Origin of the sequence: Sphingomonas sp. CD22 (genome assembly GCF_034556155.1) — a bacterium.
In the GTDB taxonomy this organism is placed as follows: domain Bacteria; phylum Pseudomonadota; class Alphaproteobacteria; order Sphingomonadales; family Sphingomonadaceae; genus Sphingomonas.
On sequence record NZ_JAYDYX010000002.1, the window covers coordinates 599,693 to 622,918 of the forward strand.

The 23,226-nt window shown below is 69.0% G+C and carries 12 protein-coding genes; 4 read left to right on the forward strand and 8 right to left on the reverse strand.

The features are described 5' to 3' along the window. The first annotated feature begins 4 nt into the window (after nt 1-4). Both SFC76_RS06130 and SFC76_RS06135 read left to right on the forward strand, forming a co-directional pair. Nucleotides 5-1,657: a GH39 family glycosyl hydrolase gene (locus SFC76_RS06130; RefSeq protein ID WP_322848577.1), complete on the forward strand. Its 1,653-nt coding sequence runs from the start codon at nt 5-7 to the stop codon at nt 1,655-1,657. A gap of 29 nt (nt 1,658-1,686) precedes the next feature. After that, the gene (locus SFC76_RS06135; protein WP_322848578.1) at nt 1,687-3,261 is read left to right on the forward strand and encodes a glycoside hydrolase 43 family protein; all 1,575 of its coding nucleotides are present in this window, start codon (nt 1,687-1,689) and stop codon (nt 3,259-3,261) included. A 142-nt stretch (nt 3,262-3,403) separates the two neighbouring features. Here SFC76_RS06135 and SFC76_RS06140 read toward each other — a convergent pair whose 3' ends face one another. The 6 genes from SFC76_RS06140 to SFC76_RS06165 form a co-directional block, all read right to left on the reverse strand. Then, the gene (locus tag SFC76_RS06140; protein WP_322848579.1) at nt 3,404-4,171 is read right to left on the reverse strand and encodes a FadR/GntR family transcriptional regulator; all 768 of its coding nucleotides are present in this window, start codon (nt 4,169-4,171) and stop codon (nt 3,404-3,406) included. 62 nt (nt 4,172-4,233) lie between these two features. Continuing rightward, entirely contained in the window at nt 4,234-6,129 is a 1,896-nt protein-coding gene (locus tag SFC76_RS06145) for an NPCBM/NEW2 domain-containing protein (RefSeq protein WP_322848580.1), read from the reverse strand. Then, nucleotides 6,126-8,798 carry a glycoside hydrolase family 3 C-terminal domain-containing protein gene (locus SFC76_RS06150; RefSeq protein ID WP_322848581.1) on the reverse strand — a complete coding sequence of 891 codons (2,673 nt, stop codon included), beginning with the start codon at nt 8,796-8,798 and terminating at the stop codon, nt 6,126-6,128. Before SFC76_RS06150 ends, SFC76_RS06145 begins: the two co-directional genes overlap by 4 nt. A gap of 25 nt (nt 8,799-8,823) precedes the next feature. Beyond that, complete coding sequence (locus tag SFC76_RS06155; protein ID WP_322848582.1) at nt 8,824-10,767, reverse strand: sialate O-acetylesterase; 1,944 nt, start codon at nt 10,765-10,767, stop codon at nt 8,824-8,826. A 17-nt stretch (nt 10,768-10,784) separates the two neighbouring features. Further along, nucleotides 10,785-12,326, reverse strand: coding sequence for a tryptophan halogenase family protein (locus tag SFC76_RS06160; protein ID WP_322848583.1), 1,542 nt, complete (start codon nt 12,324-12,326; stop codon nt 10,785-10,787). A gap of 64 nt (nt 12,327-12,390) precedes the next feature. After that, nucleotides 12,391-15,447, reverse strand: coding sequence for a TonB-dependent receptor (locus SFC76_RS06165; RefSeq protein WP_322848584.1), 3,057 nt, complete (start codon nt 15,445-15,447; stop codon nt 12,391-12,393). A gap of 246 nt (nt 15,448-15,693) precedes the next feature. Between SFC76_RS06165 and SFC76_RS06170 the strand changes: the two genes are divergently transcribed. Next, on the forward strand, nt 15,694-16,380 hold the full coding sequence (locus tag SFC76_RS06170) for a SapC family protein (protein ID WP_322848585.1): 687 nt from the start codon (nt 15,694-15,696) through the stop codon (nt 16,378-16,380). Next, a complete protein-coding gene (locus tag SFC76_RS06175; RefSeq protein WP_322848586.1) occupies nt 16,377-17,372 on the forward strand; it encodes a cupin-like domain-containing protein in 996 nt (331 codons plus the stop codon). The genes SFC76_RS06170 and SFC76_RS06175 overlap by 4 nt, the downstream gene beginning before the upstream one ends. Before the next feature lie 9 nt (nt 17,373-17,381). Here SFC76_RS06175 and SFC76_RS06180 read toward each other — a convergent pair whose 3' ends face one another. Further along, complete coding sequence (locus tag SFC76_RS06180) at nt 17,382-20,087, reverse strand: DUF5695 domain-containing protein (RefSeq protein WP_322848587.1); 2,706 nt, start codon at nt 20,085-20,087, stop codon at nt 17,382-17,384. A 13-nt stretch (nt 20,088-20,100) separates the two neighbouring features. Further along, nucleotides 20,101-23,094, reverse strand: a complete 2,994-nt coding sequence (locus SFC76_RS06185) for a TonB-dependent receptor domain-containing protein (protein ID WP_322848588.1) — start codon at nt 23,092-23,094, stop codon at nt 20,101-20,103. Nucleotides 23,095-23,226 lie beyond the last annotated feature (132 nt).

The window sequence follows — 23,226 nt, forward strand, 5'->3', positions numbered from 1 at the left end:
GCCGGTGCGCGGCGGTCTCTCCTCGTGGTGCCGGTCGGCGGCGGCGGCGTCGCTCGCGCTGCTGACCGCGGCGGCGCCGGCGCCGCGCGCGGTGCACGTCAGCGTCGATGCGGCACGCGTCACCGCGCCGCTGCCGCCGATCTGGCGGTTCTTCGGCGCCGACGAGCCCAATTACGCGACGATGGCGGAGGGCAAGCGGCTGCTCGTCGAACTCGGCCGGCTGCGGCCGGGCGAGGTCTATTTCCGCGCGCACAACCTGCTGACCAGCGGCGACGGCACCGCCGATTTCAAATGGGGCAGCACCAACGTCTATACCGAGCGCGACGGCAAGCCGGTGTACGACTGGCGGATCGTCGACGGCATCATCGACAGCTATCGCGCCGCCGGCATCCACCCCTATCTCGAGATCGGCTTCATGCCCGAGGCGCTGAGCGCCGCGCCGCCTGGCACGCCCTATCGCCTGCCCTGGGCGCCCGGCGTCGACGCCAAGGGCACCGCCGGCTGGACCTATCCGCCGCGCGACGAGAAACGCTGGGCCGATCTCGTCTATCGCTGGACGCTCCACAACGTCGCGCGCTACGGTCGCGCCGAGGTGGAGCGCTGGTATTTCCAGACGTGGAACGAGCCCAATCTGCGCTTCTACTGGAGCGCCAGTCCCGAGGCCTTCTACCGGCTGCACGACGTCACCGTCGATGCGATCCGCCGCGCGCTGCCGACCGCGCGCGTCGGCGGTCCCGATCTCGCCGGGGCGGGCGGCACGTTCATGCAGGGCTTCCTGAGCCACGTCACCACCGGCACCAATCACGCGACCGGCGGGACGGGCACGCCGACCGACTTCCTGTCGTTCCACGCCAAGGGGCAGCCGGCGGTGGTCGACGGCCATGTCCGCATGGGGATCGCCAACCAGTTGCGCACCGCCGACGAGGCGTTCGCCGCCTTCGCCGCGGTGCCGCAGCTCGCCGGCAAGCCGGTGGTGATCGGCGAGAACGATCCCGAGGGCTGCGCCGCCTGTCCGGGGCCGGCCAACGCCTATCGCAACGGGCCGCTCTACGCGAGCTACACCGCGGCGAGCTATGCGCGGCTGTGGGAGCTGGCGCAGCGGCGCGGCACCCGGCTGGAGGGGGCGCTCGCCTGGTCCTACACCTTCGTCGGCCAGCCGTGGTTCGCCGGCTATCGCCAGCTTGCCACCAACGGCGTCGATCTCGCGGTGCTCAACGTGTTCCGGCTGTTCGCGCGGCTGGGGCCGGAGCGGCTCGACGCGCGCAGCGATGCGCAGGTGCCGCTCGATACGATGCTGCGCGACGGGGTGCGCGGTGCGCCGGATGTCGGCGTGCTCGCGACGCGCACCGCGGCGGGGCGCGTCGCCTTGCTCCTGTGGCATTATCACGACGACGACGTGGCGGGGCCGGACGCCCGCGTGACGCTGGACGTCGCGCATGTCGCGCCGGCGGCGGCGGGGCGGCTGTGGCGGGTCGATGCGCGGCACGCCAACGCCTTCGGCGCGTGGCAGGCGATGGGCGCGCCGGCGCGGCCGACCCCGGCGCAGGTCGCGACGCTGACGCACGCCGCGCGACTGACGCCGGAAGCGCTGCGCCTGACCGGCGGCCGGCTGACGCTGACCGTGCCGCGGCAGGGCGTGGCGCTCGTCGAACTATGATCCCGTTTCCCGGCAAAGGATTGACCGTCATGCCCCGCTTCCGTGTCGCCGCGCTCGCCGCTCTGCTGGCGCTGACCGCCGGCGCGGGCCCGGCGCAGGTGTGGCGGTCGGACCAGGGCGACGGCAGCTTCCGTAACCCGGTGCTCTACGCCGATTATCCCGATCCCGACGTGATCCGCGTCGGCCGCGATTATTATATGGCGAGCACCACCTTCGCCAACGTGCCGGGGATCACCATCCTGCAGAGCCGCGACCTGATCAATTGGACGATCGCCTCGCATCTCGTCGACCGGCTGGAGGGGCTGCCGCAATATGACCTGAAGGGCGGCAACGCCTATCGCAAGGGGCTGTACGCCTCCAGCCTGCGCTATCACGACGGCATCTACTATCTCGCCAATACGCCGGTCGGGCAGAAGACGCGCATCTGGTACGCCAGGGACGTGCGCGGGCCGTGGCGCTATCACGAGCTGGAGCGCGAGGCGTTCGATCCCGGCCTGTTCATCGAGCCGGACGGCCGCGCCTATCTGGCCACCGCGAGCACCGCCGACGGCACGATCACGCTGCTGACGCTCGATGCGACGCTCGCACACGTCACCGATGCGAGGCGCATTCATTACATCAAGGGCGCGGAAGGATCGAAGATCATCCGCCGCGGCGGTTATTATTACCTGTTCAACGCGCTGCCGCCGCGACTGGCGCTCAGCGTCTCACGGTCGCGCAGCCTGTTCGGGCCGTGGGAGACGCGCGACCAGATCGACGACAAGAGCGGCGGGCATCAGGGCGCGCTCGTCGACCTGCCCGACGGGCGCTGGTTCGGCTTCGTGATGGAGGACAGCGGCGCGATCGGCCGGATGACCAACATGAGCCCGGTGTTCTGGCAGGACGACTGGCCGGTCTGGGGCACGCCCGCCGCCCCCGGCCGCGTGCCGCGCCGTGCCGCCAAGCCGATCCCCGGCGCGCCCGTCGCGGAGCCGGCGACCTCCGACGATTTCACCGCGCCGCGCCTCGGTCTGCAATGGCAGTGGAACCACAATCCCGATCCCGCGCGCTGGTCGCTGACGCAGCGGCCGGGCTGGCTGCGGCTGCGCCCGACGGTGGCGACGCGCGTCTGGTCGGCACGCAACACGCTGACCCAGAAGGGGCAGGGACCGGCGAGCCGCGGCGAGGTGAAGCTCGACATCGGTCATCTGGCGCCCGGCGATCGCTGCGGCTTCGGCACGCTCGGCCAGTATAGCGCCAATCTGACCGTCACCCGCGGTGCGGACGGCAAGGCGGCGGTCACCGCCGAAGTGACCGAGGACAAGGTTGGCGGCGCGGTCACCACGACGCTGGCGACGGCGCCGCTGCCGCGCGCCGATGCTCTGTGGCTGCGCACCGACATGGACTTCACCACCGACCGCAGCCGGTTCGCCTACAGCCTCGACGGGCGGCGCTGGACGGCACTCGGTGGCGACGCGCCGCTCGCCTTCGCGTGGCGCACCGGCACCTTCCAGGGCGAGCAATTCGCGCTGTTCTGCTATGCCGGCGCGGCGAGTGCCGGGTGGATCGACGTCGATCGCTTCACGCTGTCGAAGCTGGCGCCCGCGGGGGCTGTGCGGGAATAGCCTTGGGAAGAAGCGGGACCCCGGGGCAAGCCCGGGGTGACGAGAAGAGCGAAGCTTCGGCACCCGTCATCGTCCAGCACCAACGGGGTTGGGTAAACGCTGTGGGCCGGCTGCGCTCGCGCTCACCGGAGCGCCCGCGCGTTCAGACCGGCGTTTCGGCGGGCATCGCGTTGCGCGTGTCGCTCAGCGCCAGATCGACCAGCACCTGCATCGCGGCGGTCGCGGCGGTCGCGTCGCGCGCGGCGATCGCGTCATAGACGCGGGCGTGGTCGGGGATCGGATCGCGCGGCAGCGCGCGGGTGCGCTGCTTGAACTGCGTCGTCCAGGCGACCGCGGCGCCGATCGACGCGCCGAGCACCACCATCGCGTCATTGCCCGTCGCGTGCAGCAATGCGTCGTGGAAGTCGCGGTCGGCGGCGCGCCCTTCGGCGGTGGCGAGCGTGTGGCGGCGCATGCCCTTCAGCGCCTCGCCCATCCGCGTCAGGTCGGCGCGGGTGCGGCGTTCGGCGGCGAGTGCGGCGGCGGCGGGCTCGATCACCAGCCGCAATTCGAACAGGCTGCGGATCAGCCGCGGATCGGGCTCGCCGGCGAAGGCCCAGGCGAGCACGTCGGGATCGAGCAGATTCCACCGCTCGCGCGGCAGCACGTGCGTGCCCGTCTTCGGCCGGCTCTCGACCAGCCCCTTGGCGGTGAGCACCTGCACCGCCTCGCGATAGGCGCCGCGCGAGACGTCGAGCGCCTCGGCGGCGGCGACCTCTCCGGTCAGCACGTCGCCGGGGCGATATTCGCCCGACAGGATGGCGATGCCGAGCTTGTTGGCGACCGCACCGCGCAGCCGTCGCCCGGGTTTGCGCGTGCTCTGCACGGGATCGGGCAGGTCTGCGATGCTGGTCTCTTCTTCGGTCGCCACGATCAAGACAAGGCCCGGATCAAAGGGATAAGTCAATAAGCGCCATGGTCGGGGGTGGGGCGCTACCGCGTCAGCGCCGCCTCGCCCCAGGTCGCGGGCTGCACCGGCTGCCCGTCGCCGGCACGCGCGACGAGTTCGACGATCGCGACGCCGCCGACGTTCGCCTGCAGCGGCGCGGCGGGGGCGCCGAACGCCATCGGCGGCGACTTGCCGAGCAGGCGGCCGTCGCCCCACACTTCGAAGGTGACGGTGCCCGCGCGGCGCTGGCCGGAATCGTTGACGCCGACCTGCGCGGTGAAGCGCTTGAACCCCTGGTTGCGCACTTCGAGGCGCGAATTGGCGAGCACGCCGATGCCGGTGTCGAAATCCTTGCCGGCGACGCGCATCAGCTTGCCATAAGGCGCGCGATCCGCCTCGGCGCCGCCCCAGCCGCCATATTGCGGGTGATCGCCGGCACCGCGCGTGCCGGTCCACGGCGTGATCGAATGGTGGATGGTCGGATCGGGCTGCGGCGTCACCACGCCATCGGTGGCGGGGTTCACCCGGCCGGTCTGTTCGGAGAGGTAGAGGCCATTCGCCAGCCGGCGCGTACCGCTGGCGCGGAACACGCGCGTCTCGTGCGGCGCCAGCGTCAGCGCCAGTTCGCCGCGGAAGCGGCTGTCCTGCTTGCTCCACAGGTCGCGCAGCCGCACGTCTGCGGTCGGCAGCAGCTTGAGATGATCGGCGGTCAGCAGCGCCTTGGCGGGCAGCGCGGTGCGGTTGAAGATCGCGACGCCCTTGCTGCCGTCGGCGAGAGTCTTGGCGAAGATTTGCACCTCGTCGGAATCATAGGCGAGCACCGCCTGATTGCCCGCCGGGTCCTGGTTGAGCGCGACCAGATCGGCATTGCCGAAGATCGCCAGCTGTTCGGGGGTCAGCTTGCGCAGGTCGTAGCCGATGAACAGCGGCGCGTTGACCATCGCCCACAAGGCGAAGTGCGACCGCGCCTCGACCGCGTGCGCATTGTCGAAATCGCCGGTGCCGACATACAGCATGTCGGGGTCGTTCCACGATCCGGGATGCGCATAGAGCGCGCGATGCGTTACCGTATCGAAATTGGTCAGCATGCGCGACCACACCGGCTGGATGTCGTCGCTGGTGCGCGAACTGTTGCCGACGTCCTTGCCCCAGGCGCGCACGTCGCCCGCGCCCCACAGGCACAGCGAGAAGACATAGGGCCGGTCGCCGGCATAGGTGCGGATCGCGGTGCCGACCTGTTCGTAGAGACCGCGGACCCCGGCGATGTCGGAGCCGCCGAGCGACTGCATGTCGACCAGCGGCGGCAGTTCGCGATACAGGCCCGACCGGACGCGCGGCGCATCGGCGGGCAGGCCGCGGATGCCGCAGGCGTCGACCTTGATGAAGTCGAAATTCCAGTCGCGGAAATAGAGCTTCATGTCCTGGTCGACATGGCCGTACAGGCCGACCTCGCGCTCGGCGACCGTCCCCTCGGGCTGGTTCTTGAAGTCGGGCGTGTAGATCTGGCCGCAGGTGTTGCGGCCGATGTCGGAATAGATCCCCGCCTTGAACCCCATCGCATGCAGCTTGTCGGTGAACGGGCGGAAGCTGGGATCGCCGCCGGTCGCGGCGGAGGGGAAGTGATCGGTGCGGATCAGCATCCGCCCGTCGGGCTGGCGCCGCTTGAGCCACCAGCCGTCGTCGATGTTGACGTAGCGATAGCCGAGGTCGGCGAGCTTGGTGTCGAGCAGCGCCTGCGCGGAGGCGAGCACCTTCTCCTCGTCGACGTCGCTGTTGAACGCGTTCCACGAGTTCCAGCCCATCGGCGGGGTCGGCGCATGACCGCTGGCGTTGGCGCTCCAGCGGCCGGTGGCGGCGAGCGGATCGCGGTTCGCCGCCTGCGCGCCGGTGCCGAGCGCGAGCAGCGACAGGCCGGCGAGGATGGTCGAGCGGGCAATCATTTGGGCAACTCCTGCGATTGGCGCGCGGTGAAAATGGCGGTGCTGCCGGGGGCGGTGCCGGGCTGGCCGCCGCCGACGGTGACGCGATAGCTGCCCGCGGCGACGGACCGCGCGCCGTCGGTCGCGACCGAACTGAGGTCGCGCGGCGACAGGTCGAAGGCGACGGTGCGTGCCTCGCCCGGTCGCAGCGCGACGCGCTGGAAGCCGCGCAGCGCGACGCGCGGCATGCCGGGGCGGTCGGGGAAGGTCAGATACAGCTGTGCCACGTCCTCTCCCGCCCGATCCCCCGTGTTGGTCAGCCGCGTGGTGACGCGCAGCCCCGCCTCCGCCCCGCCGCGCGCCGGTGTGACGGTGAGCGGGCCGTAGGTGAAATGCGTATAACTTAGACCGTAGCCGAACGGATAGACCGGCGTGCCGGTAAAATAGCGATAGGTGCGGCCGGTCATCGCATAATCGCCGAACGGCGGCAGGTCGGCGACGCTGCGGTAGAAGGTCAGCGGCAGGCGGCCCGACGGATTGGTGCGGCCGGTGAGGATGTTGGCGGCGGCAAGCCCGCCGGTCTCGCCGGGATACCAGGCCTCCAGCACCGCGGCGGCATTGGCTTTGGCCCAGGCGAGGTTGATCGGGCTGCCGTTCATCGCGACGAGGACGATCGGCTTGCCGGTGGCGCGTGCCTGGTCGAGCATCGCGAGCTGGTCGGCGGGCAGGTCGAGCGTCGTCTTGTCGCCGCCGGCGAAGCCGGGGACGGTGACGCCGGTCTCCTCCGCCTCGAGGTCGGAGGTGAGGCCGACGACCGCGACTAGCACGTCGGCTTCGGCGGCGGCGCGCTTCAGCTCGGCGGCGGGAGCATCGGAGACGCGTTTCCAGACGAGATCGATGCCGCTGCCCTCGGCCTTGATCGCATAGCGGCGGCCGGCGGTGAGCTTGACCGTGGTCATGCCGGCAAGGTCGTTCCAGCGCGCCTTGCGCCGGTCGGAAAGGACGCGCCCGTCCAGCTCCAGCGTGCCGCCCGCGCCCGACAGGCCGACGCGATAGCTGCCGGTATCCGCGGGGACGAGGAAGCCGGTCCAGATCGTGCGGTGGACGTCGGCGACGCGCGCGAGATCGAGGTTGCGGTCGCCGACATCGGGTTCGATCCGCGTCGCCACCGGCTCGGTCTGGTATTTGACCGCGGCGACGGTCTTCTCGCGCGTGCCGGGCGCATAGAAGGCGGGCAGCGGCGTCGCCGGGTTGTAATAGCGGGCGAGCAGGCCCGGCTTGCCATCGGGCGTCTGCAGCACGGCGGTCGGGACACGATCGCCGTCGGTCAGCGATTCGCCGAACGGCACCAGGGTCACCTGGCTCGCCCCCAGCGTCGCGCGCAGGCCGTCGAGAACCGACACCGGCGGCCCCGACAGGCCCGAGGAATAATTGCCGCGCAACACCCGGGTCGCATCGCCCAGCGGGCCGATCACCGCGACCTTGGTTCCGGCGCGCAACGGCAGCGCGCCATCGTTCTTGAGCAGGACCATCGAGCGTTCCGCCGCGGCGAGCGCGAGTGCGCGATGCGCGGGGGCGGCGATCGCGCTCACCGGCACCGCGGCGGGGGCGCCGGCGAGGCCGGGCAGGTCGCCGTTGCGATAGCGCGCGGCGAACAGGCGGACGAGCGTGCGGTCGATATCGCCTTCGGTGATAAGATTGCGGCGCAGCGCTTCGCTATAGCGGTCTTCGAGGCCGGCGGTGTCGCCGAGCGTCGCATTGTTGCACTCGCTGTCGACGCCGGCACGCATCGCCGCGGCGACCGCGGTGGCGCCGTCGGGGGCGTATTTGTGATTGTCGGCGATGTCCTTCACCGCGTCGCAATCGGAGACGACATAGCCGGAGAAGCCCCAGGCACCGCGCAGATGCTCCTTGAGCAGCAGGTCGCTGGCGCAGGCGGGCTGGCCGTCGATGCGGTTGTAGGCGCACATCACCGATCCGGCGCGCCCCTCGACGATCGCGGCGCGGAAGGCGGGCAGATAGGTGTCCTCGAGGTCGTGCGCCGAGATGAAGACGTTCGCCTCGTGCCGGGTGCCCTCGGGGCCGCTGTGGACGGCGAAATGCTTCGGTGTGGCGATCACCTGCGGCCGGTCGGGGTTCGGCCCCTGCATGCCGCGGACGAAGGCGACCCCCATCGTCGCGGTGAGGAACGGGTCCTCGCCATAGGTTTCCTGCCCGCGGCCCCAGCGTGGGTCGCGGAAGATGTTGATGTTCGGCGACCAGGTGTCGAGGCCGGTGCCGATATGGCCGACCCGCCCGGTTTGGCGGGCGAGCGTGTGCAGCGCGCGCACTTCGGTGCCGATCGCGCCGGCGACGTCATGGACGAGCGGCGCGTCGAAGCTGGCGGCGAGGCCGATCGGTTCGGGGAAGTTGGTGGTGTTGCGCGCGCCGAGCGCGCCGTGCAGCGATTCGGTCCACCAATTGTACGCGGGCACGTCGAGCCGCGGGATCGCCGGCGCGACGTTGAGCAACTGCGGCAGCTTCTCCGCGAGCGTCATCCGGGCGACCAGCGCCGATGCCATGCGCAGCGCGGGATCGGTCTGCGCCTGCCGTTGCGGCGCTTCGGGTTCGCGCGCCAGCACCGGCGTGAGCGCGAGCGCGAGGCCCGCCGTGGCCAGGCCTGCGGCCCGCATCGTGATCGCCATCGTCATCTCCCGTTGCGGCGTTGCGTGCCGCTTATCGTGCCACCGGCACTTCGAACGTGCCGACCGGCAGCTGCGCGTCGTCGGCGAGGTTGATCGCGGGCGAATCGGCCCAGGCATAGCGGACCCGCGTCACCGGCTTGCCGTCGCCGGGCAGAGTCACGGTCGTGCCCGCGACGGTGCCGCTGGCATAGCGGCAGGTGCCCGGCGCCGCGTCGCACAGTTCGAAGCCGATCGCGCGATCCGCGCCGTGCGCGTGCAGCGCGCCGGTGACGCCGTCGAAGCGCAAGCCGACGCCGCCGCCCGCCGCGCCGCTCGCGGCGGCGATGGCAGGGCCGGAGGGCGCGATACGCTCGCCGTAGACGGTGGCGCGCATCACCCGCGCGAGCCGCTGGCCGACCTCGTGCTTCTCGCCGGGATGGATGTCGAGCACGTCGCCGATGTCCATCGCGACCGCGATCCCCGCGCGCGGATCGGCGGCGGCGACGCGGCGCTGCGCATCGCGGACGAGGCCCCAGCCGCTGTCCGAGGGTGCGGTCGCCGGGGTACCGTAGGAGGAGAGCTGGACGATGCCGAACGCCGCCTGCGGGCTGGCGAAGCGGCTGCGCCAGTCGGCGATCAGCGCGGCGAGGCGGCGGTCGTAACCGGGAATGCCGGTATCGGATTCGCCCTGATACCAGGCGATGCCGGCAAGCCGCATCGTGCCGAGCGGCGCGATCATCGCATTGTAGAGCGTGCCGGCGCCGTTGATGTCGTCCCACGGCACGCGCGGCGCGGCGCCGGCGAGCCGCTTGGCGACCGCATAGCGCCAGTCGCCGCCGAGCGGCTGGCTGCTGCCGTCGGCGAAGGTGATGCGCATCGTCTCCGCCGGTCCGAGCATGCCGCCATAGGCATAGACGTCGTCGTCGTTGACCGTGACGACGTTGCGTCCGGCCTTCAGCGTGCCCGCGGGCAGCGCATAGACCCGCGACTGCGAGGCGAGGCTGCTGCCGCCGACGCCGACGCCGTTGACCCAGGTGCGATCGGCGTCGTCGACCATGCCGAGCACCAGCGTCGCCGGTCCGCGCGCCTGCTCCGCGGTCACCTCGATCGTGCGCTGATACCAGATCATGCCGTTGTACTTGGCGAGTTCGGGCACGCCCCAGGTCTCGAACGCGGTCATCGACGGCACCGGCTTCCAGTCGAGCGCGGCATCGGCCTGCCACGGCTCCTTGCCGCGCGCGTCGCCGGCACCGGCACGCCACCAATCCTCCCAGATCGTCGAGGCGCGGCGGTTGGCGGCGGCGGGGTCGCGGGCGTAGAGCGCGAGCAGGTCGGCGGCGTCGCCCATGTTCGAGGCGCGCAGCGCCGCCGCGCTCATCCACGCGCTGATCCGCGAGCCGCCCCAGCTCGAATGCACCGCGCCGATCGGCACCTTGGCGGTGCGGCGCAGCGCCTGCACCATATAGAAGCAGGCGGCCGAGAAGCCCTGCGCGGTGGCGCCTTCGGCGGCGACCCAGCGCGGCGCCTGGTCGAAGCGCGCGAGCGGCGCGGGTGCGGCGACCTTGGCAATCGTCAGCAGCCGCAACTGGTCGTCGAGCGGCGGATGCGCGTCGGGGATCAGCTTCTGCGCGTCGGTGACCGCCAGCTCCATGTTGCTCTGGCCCGAGCAGAGATAGACGTCGCCGACGAGGATGTCGCGCAGCACCGCCGCGCCGCTCGCCGCGGCGATGGTCAGGTCGTAGGGGCCGCCGGCGGGCAGCGCGGGCAGGCGCGCCGCGAACCGGCCGTCGCGCCCCGCCTTGGCGGTGACGGTGTGACCGGCGAGCGTGATCATCACCGTCTCGCCCGCGGCGGCATCGCCGGCGAGGTCGATCGGCTGGCCGCGCTGGACCACCGCATGATCGGAGAGCACGCCGTCGAGCCGCGGCGCCGCCACCGCCGGGCTGGCGCAGGCGAGCGCGAGGATCGCGCAGGAGGCGAAGGCGAACGTCCGCATGGGCTGGTCTTTCCGGGTCAAATGGGTTGCAGGCCGTGGCGGACGATCCGTTCGATCAGGTCGCGATGACGCGGCAGGCTGGCGACCATCCGCTGCGTCTGCACCGCATTCTCGCGCCGGGCGCGGCGCGCCAGTTCGGCGTCCGCCTCGATCGTGCCGGGCAGGACGGTGCTGCGCGCGCCCATGCCGTAGAGGACATATTGGTAGCTGGCGGAGGGAAACACCTCCTCGGCGCGGTCGAATTCGTCGTGCAGCCAGGGCGATTGATGCTGCCACAGCTCCATCAGCCCGCGCAGGCGATCGGGGATCGTCTCGGGCCGGACGTTGTCGCGCCAGAAGTCGGTGTCGGTCCGCTGCGTCAGCGCATAATGCAGCTTGAGGAAATCGATGATCCGGCCCCAGCGATAATGGGTCGTGTCGTTGAAGCGGCGCGCGACGACGTCCATCACCTCGCGGCACGGCGGCAGTTGCTCGGCGATCATCTTCGCCGACAGCTCGATGAGCACGATCGCCGAGGCTTCGAGCGGTTCGAGGAAGCCCGCCGCCAGCCCGACCGCGACGCAATTGCGCTCCCAGAAGCGCGTCCGATGCCCGGCGCGGATCGCCAGCCGGCGCACCGGCAGATCGGCGCCGGCCGGGCCGATATAGGCGCGCAGCTCGCGTTCGGCGGCGTCGACGTCGATATGGCTGCTGGAGAAGACATGGCCGACGCCGCGCCGCGTCGGCAGGCCGATGTCCCAGATCCAGCCCGCCGATTGCGCGGTGGAGACGGTGTGGCTGGCGATGGGATCGTCCGCCTGCGCATAAGGGACCTGGATCGCCAGCGCGGTGTCGCAGAACAAGGTGTCGGCGCAACTGCGGAACGGCACGCCCATCGCCTTGCCGATCAGCAACGCGGCAAAGCCGGTGCAGTCGACGAACAGATCGCCCTCGATGCCGATGCCCTGTTCGGTGTCGAGGCCGACGATATCGCCGCTTTCGTCCTTGCGCACCTCGGTGACGTCGGCGCGGACGTGGCGGACGCCGAGCGTCTCGCAGCAATGACGCTCGAGGAAATGCGAGAATTTGCCGGCGTCGAGGTGATAGGCGTAATTCGCCTGCCCCTCATATTCGGGCGTCGCCATCGTCTTGGGGGCGAGCCCCTCGTCGCAGATGCGGCCCTGCGGCGTCACCGTATCGCAGAAGCTGCCGTCGCCGTCGCCCGCCAGCCAGTGCGGCGCGAGGTTCACGCTGCCGAATTGCTGCGGCAGCATCAGCGGGTGATAATAGCCGTCGTCGACCGCGCCGGTCGTCCAGCGATTGAAGCGCGCGCCCTGTTTGAACGACGCGTCGCACTCGCGGAAGAAGTCGGTCTCCGAAACGCCCATCCGCTTGAGCGTGCTGCGCAACGTCGGCCAGGTGCCCTCGCCGACGCCGATGATCGGCACGTTGGGCGATTCGACCAGCGTCACGGTGAAGCCGTGCGGGCGCTGGCCCTGGTGGCGTGCGGCGATCACCCCGGCGGTCAGCCACCCTGCGGTGCCGCCGCCGACGATGACGATGTTCCTGATCTGGTGCATGGCTTTGCGTGTTCGCAAAAATGACGGAGCGCAACCGGGTCGCGCTCCGTCCAGGGGGAGAGGATCAGAAGCGGTAGCGGGCGCCGACCGTATACCGCCGGCCATAATCGAACACGTCGAGCAGCTGGTTGGAATAGCGGCCGTGCGTGCTCTGCTGGTTGTTGTTGACGTTGAGCGCCTCGCCGAAGACGCTGAAGTTCTTCGTCACGTCGTAGCTGGTCGTCAGATCGATCTGGAAGCTCTGGTTGACGAAGGTCGGCTCCGATCCATAGGAACCAGTGTTCTGATTTTGCCCGAACTGGAGCAGATATTTGTCGCGCCAGTTCACCGCCGCACGGAACTGGAACCCGGCCTTGTCGTAGAAGCCGACGAAGTTAGCCGAATTGGCAAGTCCCGTCACCGCAAAGCCGGTCTGCGACACGTTCTTGTCGTCATACGGCCGGTTGGTGTTCACGAACGTGGCGTTCGCCTGGTAACCGAAGCCTGTGTCGCCGAAAACCTGCTGCCAGGCCAGTTCGACGCCGCGGACCGTCGCGTCCGGTCCGTTGACCTGCTGCGACACGGCGAAGCTCGCCAGCACGCCGGTCGTCGGATCGATGACGCCGTTGATCGTCTGACGGGTTACGCCACCGACGATGAAGTTGCTGACGTTCTTCAGGAAGAAATTGACCGACAGGTACGAGTTGCGGCGATAATACCATTCCGCGCCTAGGTCGAAATTGTCCGACAGATACGGCTTCAACGTAGCGTTGCCGCCGCTCGCGGAAAGCGCGCCGATACGCTGTCCGCTGCCCACGTTGAGCACCGGGTTGAGCAGATTGAGCGTCGGCCGGGTCAGGGTGCGCGACGCATCGACGCGCAGGATCAGATTGTCGGCCAGTTCCAGCTTCGCATCCAGGCTGGGCAGCAGATACGAATAGGAGTTCTTCACCGTATTCGGCTGCACCGCCGTATAGCCATCGGGCACCCCCGGCGCGGCCGACGGAATGGTCAGCAGCGTCCGGTCGGCCGTGCTCGTCTGGAAGTAGATGGGCAGTCGACCCTGACCCGTCGAAACGAGGCTGGTCACTTCGTTGCGAACGCCGGCGTTGAACGTGAACGGCAGGCTGCCGATCTCGGTCTTGAAGTTGGCGCTGAAATACAGCGACCAGGTTCGTTCGCGCACGCGCTGGATGCTGCCCGGATCGACCGCTTCGTCGAACGAGCCCGTGAAGCCGTTGACGTTGCCGTAATTGAACCCCGGCACGTTCTGCGCTTGCGGATTGCCCAGGCTGCTCAGATAATTCTGATAGGCGATCGGGCTGAACACGAACACCGACGGCGGCAGGGCGCCCTTGAAGCCCGGGATGAAGTCGTTGAGGCTGACCGAGCCTTGATACAGGTTCGTCGGGATCGGAGCGATACCGGCCGTGCCGCCGGACGGCGCGCCATAGCCCGCATAGGCCTGCCAATAGTTGTTGACGAAGGTGCTCTGGTTCCGGAAATTGAACGAATCCTGGTAGAATTGACCGCCTGCCTTGAGGGTCAGATTGTCCTGCTTCCAGGTGGCGTTGCCGCGGAACTGGACCAGCTCGTCGGTATTGTGCTGCGTTTGGTTCACCGCAACGTGGCTGCCGATCAGCGACTGGTCGGCCCAGGCGGCGCTATTGCCGGCGGGCCCGAAGTTGCTGATCGTCGGGAACGCGTCCTTGCTGTCGCCGGTGACGTTGAAGCGCAAGTTGTTGCCCAATGCGCTGCCATAGCCGATGTCGCCGTTGCGGCTGCCGATCACGTCGCCTGGGTTGAGCCAGCTCTTCGCGTAGGACACATCGCCTTCGAGCGTCAGGTTGCTGGTCGCGTCATATTTGACGTTGAGGCCGGTCTGGTTGGTCTGCAGAATCTGCTTGTTGAGCGCCGAGGTGAAGTCGGTCGGCGTGCCGGCTTGGGTGAAATCGGTCGCGGTGCCGTTCTTGTCGAGCGTGACGTTGCGCAGGTCGCCCTGGTTGAACCAGACGCCGAACGCATAATTCTCCTGGGTGATCGTCTGACGCGAGAAATTGTTGTCGATTGTCAGCATCAGGTCGTCGGACGGATGGTATTGCAGCGCGATGCGCGCATCGACCCGCTCGTCCTCGACGCGCTGCTGCTCGGCGCCGTATTGCTGCGGGGACCAGCCGGTCAGCGACCGGCGATTGGCCGGATTTGCATAAGCGGCAGACGTCGTATCGCTGGTCGGCGAGCAGGTGCCGGTGCTGCCGGCGAGCTGGCAGGGCGCGAAATTGCCGCCTGGCCAACCAGACACGTAGACGCGATTGGTATCGGTATCACGCTTGGTGTAGATCACGTCGGCAAGGACGCCGAAGGTCTCGTCGGCATTGGTGCTGCTGACCAGCAGGCCGCCGGTCGGCACGATCTTGCCGGAGCGATCCTGGATCGAGCCCGACCCGGTCGCGGCGACGCGGAAGCCGGGATGGTCGAACGGCTTGGGGAATTGGATGTCGACGGTCGCGCCGATCGAATTGGACGAAAGCGACACGTCCGGCGTCTTGAGGACGCTGAGCTGGCCGATGAAATCCACTCCGACGGTGGAGAAATCGATCTGGCGGCCGCCGGTCGCGGTGGAAATGCGGCGACCGTCGTACAGCGTGGTGTTGAAGTCGCCGCCGAAGCCGCGGACGGTGATGCCGGTCGGCTCGCCGCGCGAACCCGAACGCTGGATCGAGACGCCGGGCAGGCGCTGCAGCGAGGCCGCGACGTTCGAATCGGGAAATTTGCCGATGTCCTCGGCGGAAATGACGTCGACCACGCCCGACGAGGTGCGCTTGAGGTCGAGGTTGCGCTGGAGCGAACCGCGCAGGCCGACCACGACGATATCGTCGCCCGTGCCCTGCGCGCTGTTGCCCTGCGATACGTCCTGCGCGGTCGCCGCATCCTGCGGCTGGCCGGCTTCGGCGGCACTGGTCGTGTTGGCGGTCGCGGGCACGGCGGGCTGCGGCGCGGCGGGCTGGCTCGTCGTACTGTTCTGCAGATTGCCCTGGTCCTGCGCCAGCGCAGGGGCGGCCCAGGCGAACGTCGCCAGGCTGGTCGCGCAGGCGAGAACATGGATCCGGCGGAAGCTGCGGGCTCCGGTACGAGCGCGCATGGTCGTAGGCATTTCTAACATCCCCTCTTTATACGTCGCGCTACCCCTTCTTGCGGGGGTGCGAGCGACTGCTCGGTTTCTCTGTCGATTCGGGTGCGAGCACGCCGTCCCGACATGAACGGTAGCGCTCACAATATCGCATCATTGTGCTTTTGCAAGCATTTGTAAGAGTGATGCGGACGCTTTGCATCGCCGGCCCGCTGTGCGATCTCTAGCGCTAACAATCGCAATATGTTGGAGGGGTGGATGCCGGACTGGCAGATGTTGAACGGCGCGGATCATGCCGCGCTGCGCCTGTCGCGAGGCGCCGACGGCGCCCGCCATTTCGCGCAGATCGTCGCCGACGAATTCCTCCAGGCGATGCCTTATTATCCGATCCTGTTCACCAAACATCCCGACACCGGTGCCTTCTATGCCGGCGTCGTCATGGGGCTGGAGCCGGGGCGCAACCTGATGACGGTCGATGGCCGGCTGCCCGATTACCGGCCCGCCGATCTGGGACGGCAGGGCTTCTTCATCGCCGAGGGGCAGGTGGTGATCGATCGCGAGCATGCGGTCTTCGCGACCGGCGAGGGGCAGCCGCTGTTCGAGCCGACCGGCGAGGCGGCGCCGGCGCTCAAGCGCGTGCAGCACGCCCTGCACGTGCTCGACCAGGGCATCGCCGCCACCGACGCGATCATCCGCCGCTTTCTCGACCACCGGCTGCTGGAACCGATCGACGTGTCGATGCAGTTCGACGACGGCCGCCACCTGCGTCTCGACGGCCTCTACACGATCAGCCTCGATGCGCTGCACGCGCTCCCCGATGCGGCGGTGCTGGCGCTGTTCCGCAGCGGCGACCTGCAACTCGCTTATGCGCAGACCGCATCGATCCGCCACCTGCGCACGCTCGGCCGCATCCACAACGGCCGGCTCGCGGCGGCGGCGCTGTGATCGACGCCGCGCCGGCGACGGCGCTCGCCGATCCCGAGGCGTTCCGTCGCGAGGTGATGACCGCCGGCAAACCGGTCGTCCTGCGCGGCGCGGCGCGTCACTGGCCGATGCTGGCGGGCGGGCGCGACGCGGTGATCGCCGAGTTGCTCGCCTTCGATGCGGGGCGATCCGCGGAGATGTTCGTCGGACCGCCGGCGATCGGCGCGCGCTATCATTACGACGAGGCGCTTGCCGGGTTCAACTTCACGCGCACCACCCTGCCGTTCCGCGAGGCGCTGGCGCGCGTCCTCGACACCGCGGGCCAGCCCGACAGCCCCAGCCTCTACATGGGTTCGCTGACCGCCGAGAATTGCTTTCCCGGCATCGAGGCGGTGGTGCGGCTGCCGTTCGTGCCGCCGACGGCGCGGCCGCGGATCTGGATCGGCCATGCCTCGACCGTCGCCTGCCATTACGACACGATGGACAATGTCGCCTGCGTCGCGGCGGGGCGGCGGCGGTTCACCTTGTTCCCGCCCGAGGCGATCGCCGACCTCTATGTCGGGCCGATCGACCATACGATGGCGGGGCAGCCGGTCGGGCTGGCGGTCGGCAGCGCGCCGGGCGACGCACGGTTCCCGCGCTTCGATCGCGTCCGCGACCGCGCGCTGGTGGTCGAACTGGAGCCCGGCGACGCGCTCTACGTGCCCAAGCTCTGGTGGCATCAGGTCGAGGCGACCGGCGAGGTCAACGTGCTGGTCAATTTCTGGTGGGACGGTTTCGCCGACGGTCCCGACCAGCCCTATACGGCGATGATGCTGGCGCTGATCGCGATCGCCGAGCGGCCGGCGGCGGAGCGTGCCGCCTGGCGGGCGTGGTTCGATCATTATGTCTTCCGCCCCGAAGGGCATCCGCTCGCCTTCCTGCCGCCGGCCAGGCATGGCATCCTCGATGGCCAGCCCGAGAGCCGCGGCCGCATCCGCGCGCTGGTGATGCGGTTGCTGCGCGGCGGCTGAACCGCGCCGTCAGCCGATGGGGCGGAGCGTCACCTCGGTCGGGCCGGTGCCGAGCGGCAGCGTGACGCCGCCGCGCTCCGCGGTGCCGGTGGCGGGCGCATAGTCGCGGCCGTGCGGCGTGGTGCGGGTGACGAACAATCGCGCCCGCGGCGTATGCGCATCGGCGGGGTCGAGCGTCAGCACGATCGTGCCGCTCGCGGGCGCGTAGCGCGCCGCGGCGATCCGTCCCGCTTCGAGCGTGATCCACTGGCCGGCGGGGGCGACGAACAACCGCGTGCGCGCGCCGTCGCGCGGACGGATCGTCACGCCGCCGCCATCGCGCGTCACCGCGCCGCCGAAGCCGAGCCAGCCGAAGGTCGGATCATCGACCAGATAGGTCGCGACCGCATAGGCATGCGCGAAATAGCCCATGCCATAGTCGCCGCTATACGGGTCCCAGCGCATGCGGTCGGGCCAGGCGTGGAAGGCGGCGGAGGCGAAGCCGTCGGTGTCGACATTGGTGATCCCGCCCATCAACCCGCCGTAAGCGACGCGCAACAGGTGCAGGTCGGCGGGATCGCGGCGGAACGAATCGAACAATGGCAGGGCGTTGTTGGTCGATCCGTAATGATGGATCTGGCGTTCGATGCGGGGGTATTTGCCGCCGTACAGAAAGTCCCAATAGCGCCGGGCATTGCCGTTATAGCCCCAGTTGGGCAGCGCGGGATCGTACCCCAGGATCACCTCGCGCGTCTGCACCGCCTGCCGGTCGTGACCGAAATGGCGCAGCCAGTCGTAGACTTCGGGCTGGCCGGTCGAATCCCATGCCATCTCGCTGCCGAACGGATAGCGCAGCCCGGCCCAATGATCGGCGCGGCGGCGCATCAGCGCCTCGACCGTGTCCGCCTCGGCGGTCATCCCCTCGCGGCGCAGGTCGGCGAGGATGTCGAGGAAGACGTTGCCCTCCATCTGGCCGAATTGCGTGTAATGCGGCGCATCGCGCATCATCGCGACGATCGTCCGCTGCGCCCAGCCGAGATACCAGCGCCAATCATGGCGCGTCACCAGCCCGTCGTGGTTGCGCGCCAGCCGGTAGAGCACCCAATGGCCGATCGCGACATGCGGATAATTGTAGGAGCGGCCGAGGTCGCCGGCCTGTTTGGCGCTCCACGCGGTCCAGCTCTTCCAGTGCGCGGGATCGCGATAGAGCGCCGGGAACCGCGCCGGGTCGTAATAGAACAGGCTCTTGCGCACGCCGCCGGCATGCGGCCCGTCCGCGACCTGCAGCCGGCCGACCACCGTTTCGCCGACCAGCCGTTCCAGCTTGGCGACCTCGCCGGGTTCGGGGTGATCGAGCTGCTTCATCATCGCCGCGACCCAGCTTCCCGCGCCGCCCTCGTCGCTCATCCCGGCGATCCACACGCGCGGCTCGACATCGACGATCCGCTGCGCCTCATGGTCGTAGGTGAGGATCGCCGGGGTCCGGCCGAACGGATCGTCCTTGCCCTCATACCATTGCCGCGTCGTCGCGAACCGGCCGAGCGCCGCCATCGTCGCATCGAGCGGGCGGGTGACGTAATAGCTTACCGTCTGCCGTTCGCCGTCGGCATAACGCAGCGTCAGCCGCGCCGGGCCGAAACCGTGGCTGGTCACCGCCAGCCGCGTCCAGCCGTGGACGGTGCCGTCGCGCCGCACCGACAGCGCGCCGGCCGGGCTGCTGTCGATCGCGGCGATCGCGGCGGGGGCGCGGACGAACAGCGTCGCGGGCTGGTCGGTCGGCGCGACATAGCCGGGAATGCCGATCGCGACCGGGCGATGCTGCGCGATCAGCGTCGACTCGATGGTGCGGATCGACGGCGCCGTGACGAGGCGCAGGCCGATCTCGATGCTGGCGCCGGGCGCGATGGTGCGGCTGGTGGGCACGTTCCACTGTTCGCCGGCGCCGCGCCACTCGCGGTCGGCGAAGCCGCGCGAATGGACCAGCCAGTCGTAGAAGCCCTCGAACGTCTGCTCGCGCGGCGTCTTCTCGGTGAAGACGCTGCCCGCGGGCGCGTCCGCGGCGTCGGCGAGCGGCGCATAGGCCTCGAACGGCGTATCGCGGCCGGGCAGGACGAGCAGCGCCGGCCCCTGGCCGCTGAGCCGCGTCACCTGCAAATAGCCGGCGTCGCGGCCGACATAGGGATCGGCGAAGCTAGCCTCCGCATGCGCCTGGTCGAGGTCGCGGCCGGTGATGATATTGTCGAATGCCATCGGCAGGCCGAGCCCGCCGATCTCGACCGGCGCGGGCGAGCGGTTGGTCAGGCGGAAGCGCAGCCCGAGCGCGCCGCCCGCCGCGACCCAGCGCCGCTCGACGACGAGCGGGATGCCGTCGCCCATGGTCGCGGTGATGTCCGCCGCGGCGATCGTGCCGCGCGCCGCCGGCAACGGCCGGATCGGCCGGCGATGATGCGCCGAGCCGAAATCGCGCCACGGCCCGCCGCCGCTGCGCAGGCGGATGTCGATATCGCCGACATGATTGTAGCCGTCCCCCGCCCGCTCTGCCTCGCGCGTGGTCGGCACGAAGCTAAACCCCGGCTCCCCCGCCGGCGACAGGCGCGCCAGCGTCTGCGTATCGCTGCGCAACGTGCCGCTGAGCGCCCCCACCGCGAACGAAGTGACCGGCACCGCCGGTCCCGCCGGCGCCGCGCCGGCGAGAAGGGCGAGCGCAGCGAGCGCGGGCAGGCGGGTGAGCGTCATCGATGCCTTTCGATCAGAATTTGACGGTGGCACCGGCGAACAGCCGCCGGCCCAGGACATCATAGACGCCCGGATAGGTATTGCCGTTGCCGAACAGGTTGAGCACGCCCGACGCCAGCGCCGGCGGGTTCTTGTCGAGAAGGTTGTTCGCGCCGATGCGCAGCGTCAGATTGCCGCTGACCGCCAGCGCCGCGGACAGATCGAAATAGCTGTAGGCAGGGATGCGGGCGTCGATCGGGTCGGCATCGCCGGTCAGGAAGCTGTTGCTCGACGTCGTCGACAGCCGCGTCGCATCGAGGTAGCGCCAGTTGAACGACAGGCTGGTCTTGTCGTCGGGGCTCCAGGTCAGGCGGAGATTGTGCCGCCAGGTCGGGTTGGGCTGGCCGCAGGAATAGCCGAACAGGCCCTTGCAATCGTAGGTGCCGCCGTCGGGCAGCGGCTGGGTGATTTGTTGGAGCAGATAGGTGCCGACGAAATCGGTGTTGAGCCGGCCCAGCCGGCCGAGCCCGATCGTCAGCGTGCCGGTCACGTCGATGCCCGAGGTCTGCAGGTAGCCGGTGTTGAGCGTGGTCGAGACGACATAGCCGGTGCCGAAGACCGAGCCGGTCAGCGGATCGCGGTGGAACAGGCCGCAGAAATACGGACTGCCGGTCGAGAAGCACTGGCCGATCGTCGTATTGGGATCGATGCTGCCGATATAGTCCTTCACCTTGATGTGGTAATAATCGACCGACAGCGACAGATTGCGACCGCCATGCGGCGCCAGCACCGCCCCGACGGTATAGGTGTCGGCCTTTTCCGGCTTGAGGGCACGGTTGCCGCCGAACTGGCCGGTGCATTGGTCGGCGGGGCATTCGATGACGAGGCGGCTGTTGTATTGCGCCGCGGTCACGCCGGTGAGCTGGCAGGCGGACAGCGATGCGGTCGGGGTGGCGCCGGCGCAGGGATCGGTGGCGTTGACGTTGCCGAGCGACAGGTTCGAGAACAATTCGCTGATGTTGGGCGCGCGGATCGCGCGATTGTAGCTGGCGCGCAGGCGCAGCGGCTCGGCGACGTGCCAGCTCAGCTCGCCCTTGTAGGTGAAGGCGGTGTAGCTGGAGCGGAAGCCCGTCGAATCCTGGCGGTTCTTGTAGTCCGAATAGCGGAAGCCGCCGTTGAGCGTCAGCGAGCGGAAGAACGGCTTGTCCTGGACGATCGGTAGTTCGAGTTCGCCGAACCCTTCGTTGACCGCGATGATGCCGTCCGAATTCTGCGTACCCGCCGCGAGCGCGACCTCGTCGCCGGTGAAGCGCAGTGTCTCGCGGCGATGTTCGCCGCCGAGGACGATGCCGACGCCGTCGTGTGCGAACGGGCTGGTTATGCCGAGTGTGCCGAGATCGCCAGTGACGCTGCCCGAGATGACGTTGAGCGCAAAGCGGCCCTGGGTCGATTTCGGCGCGTACAGATAATTGGCGGCGGCGCTGCTGATCGCATTGGCCTGGAAGACGTCGACCGGCACGCACGACGGGTCGCTGCCGTCGAGCACCGACCGGCACACCGCGCCTCCTCTGCCGTCGGACACCGCGAGCAGCGAGCGTTGCGTCTTGGCGACGCTGATATCGTTGAGATAGGTCTCGTCGTAATGCGCGACCGAGCGCAGCACGCTGGCGTCGTAGCTGAAGCCGCTGCCCAGATCGCCGCGGATGCCGACCATCGAGCGGAAATCCTCGTGCTGCAGGCTGTCGCGCCGCGGCAGCGCGCCGCTGCCGCTGAGGCGATAGCCGATCAGCGTGTTCTGCGTCGCGGCGGTGCCCGCCGCCGTGCCGCACAGCGTCTGCGCCTGGCCGGCGCTGAGCAGCGGATTGTTGCACGTCACCGCATAGGTCTGGCCGAAATAGAGCGCCGAGGGTGCGACCTGCGAAAAGCTCTTGTCCTTCATATACATGAAGCTGCCGTAGAGCTGCGCGGCGGAGGTGATGTCGAGGTGCAGGAAGACACCGGCATTGTAGCGGTCGTCGGCACGCTGCAGATAGTTCAGCGGCGCATAATTATAGGCATAGGTCGAGCCGACATACGGCACCCAGCTGCGCGTGCCGTCGACGCTGTTGGTCAGCTTCTGGCCCGCGGCGGGGCCGGCGAGCGGCGTGAACGTGCCATAAGGCGTGTTGCTCGATCCGCCGCAGGTGAACGTGGTGGACGCGCTGTTGAGCGCGCAGGCCGAGACGTCGCGGCGCGACTCCAATACCGGGTCGGTGTGGCGATAGCCGGCGTAGGCGGTGATGTTGAGCCGGCCGTCGAGGAAGGTCTTGCCGACCGCGGCATTGACGTCCTGCTTGCCGCCGTCGCGGACATGGTCGGTCGCATTGGTATAGCCGCGCGCGGCGATGATCGAACGCACGAAGCCGTTGTCGTTGGTGTGATCGGCGATGCTCGACTGCACGTCGAGGCGCACGCCGTCGAGACGGTCGCGCAGGATGAAATTGACGACGCCGGACAGCGCATCCGAGCCATAGACTGCCGAGGCGCCGCCGGTGGCGACGTCGATCCGCTCGACGATCGCGGAAGGAACGAAGTTGATGTCCATCGCCTGCGACGGCAGCATGCGCTGGCCGTTGATCAGCGTGAGCACGCGGTTCGAACCGAGATTGCGCAGGTTGATGTTGGCGGTGCCGTCCGATCCGTTCGAGACGTTCTCGTTCGCATCGGCGGTGAATTGCGGCAGCCGGTTGAGGACGTTCTCGATGTTGTTCGCGCCTTGCAGCGTCAGTTCCTGCGCGTTGACGGTGGTCAGCGGGCTGTTGCTGATGAGCTCGGGGCGGCGGATGCGCGTGCCGGTGATGACGACGGCCTCTGCCGAGTCCGCCTCCGTCTTTTCGGCGATGCTGGTGTCGGCCTGTGGGGGGAGGGCCTGGGGGGTGAGGGCCTGGGGGGTAGGTGCGATCTGGGCAAGCGCCGCGGGGGCGTTCATCGAGGCGGCAAGCGCCCAAAGCCCGGCCGACAGGCGCAACGCGATATGCAATTTAGTCATTCTGACCACCCCTTAGGCGCAACATTCTGTCGCTGATGACCAAAATGGATACATAACCAGGTTACCGTATACAATATCCAATTGGCGACATTGACAAATTAGTTTTTGAGCCGATCGTATACGATCGATGCG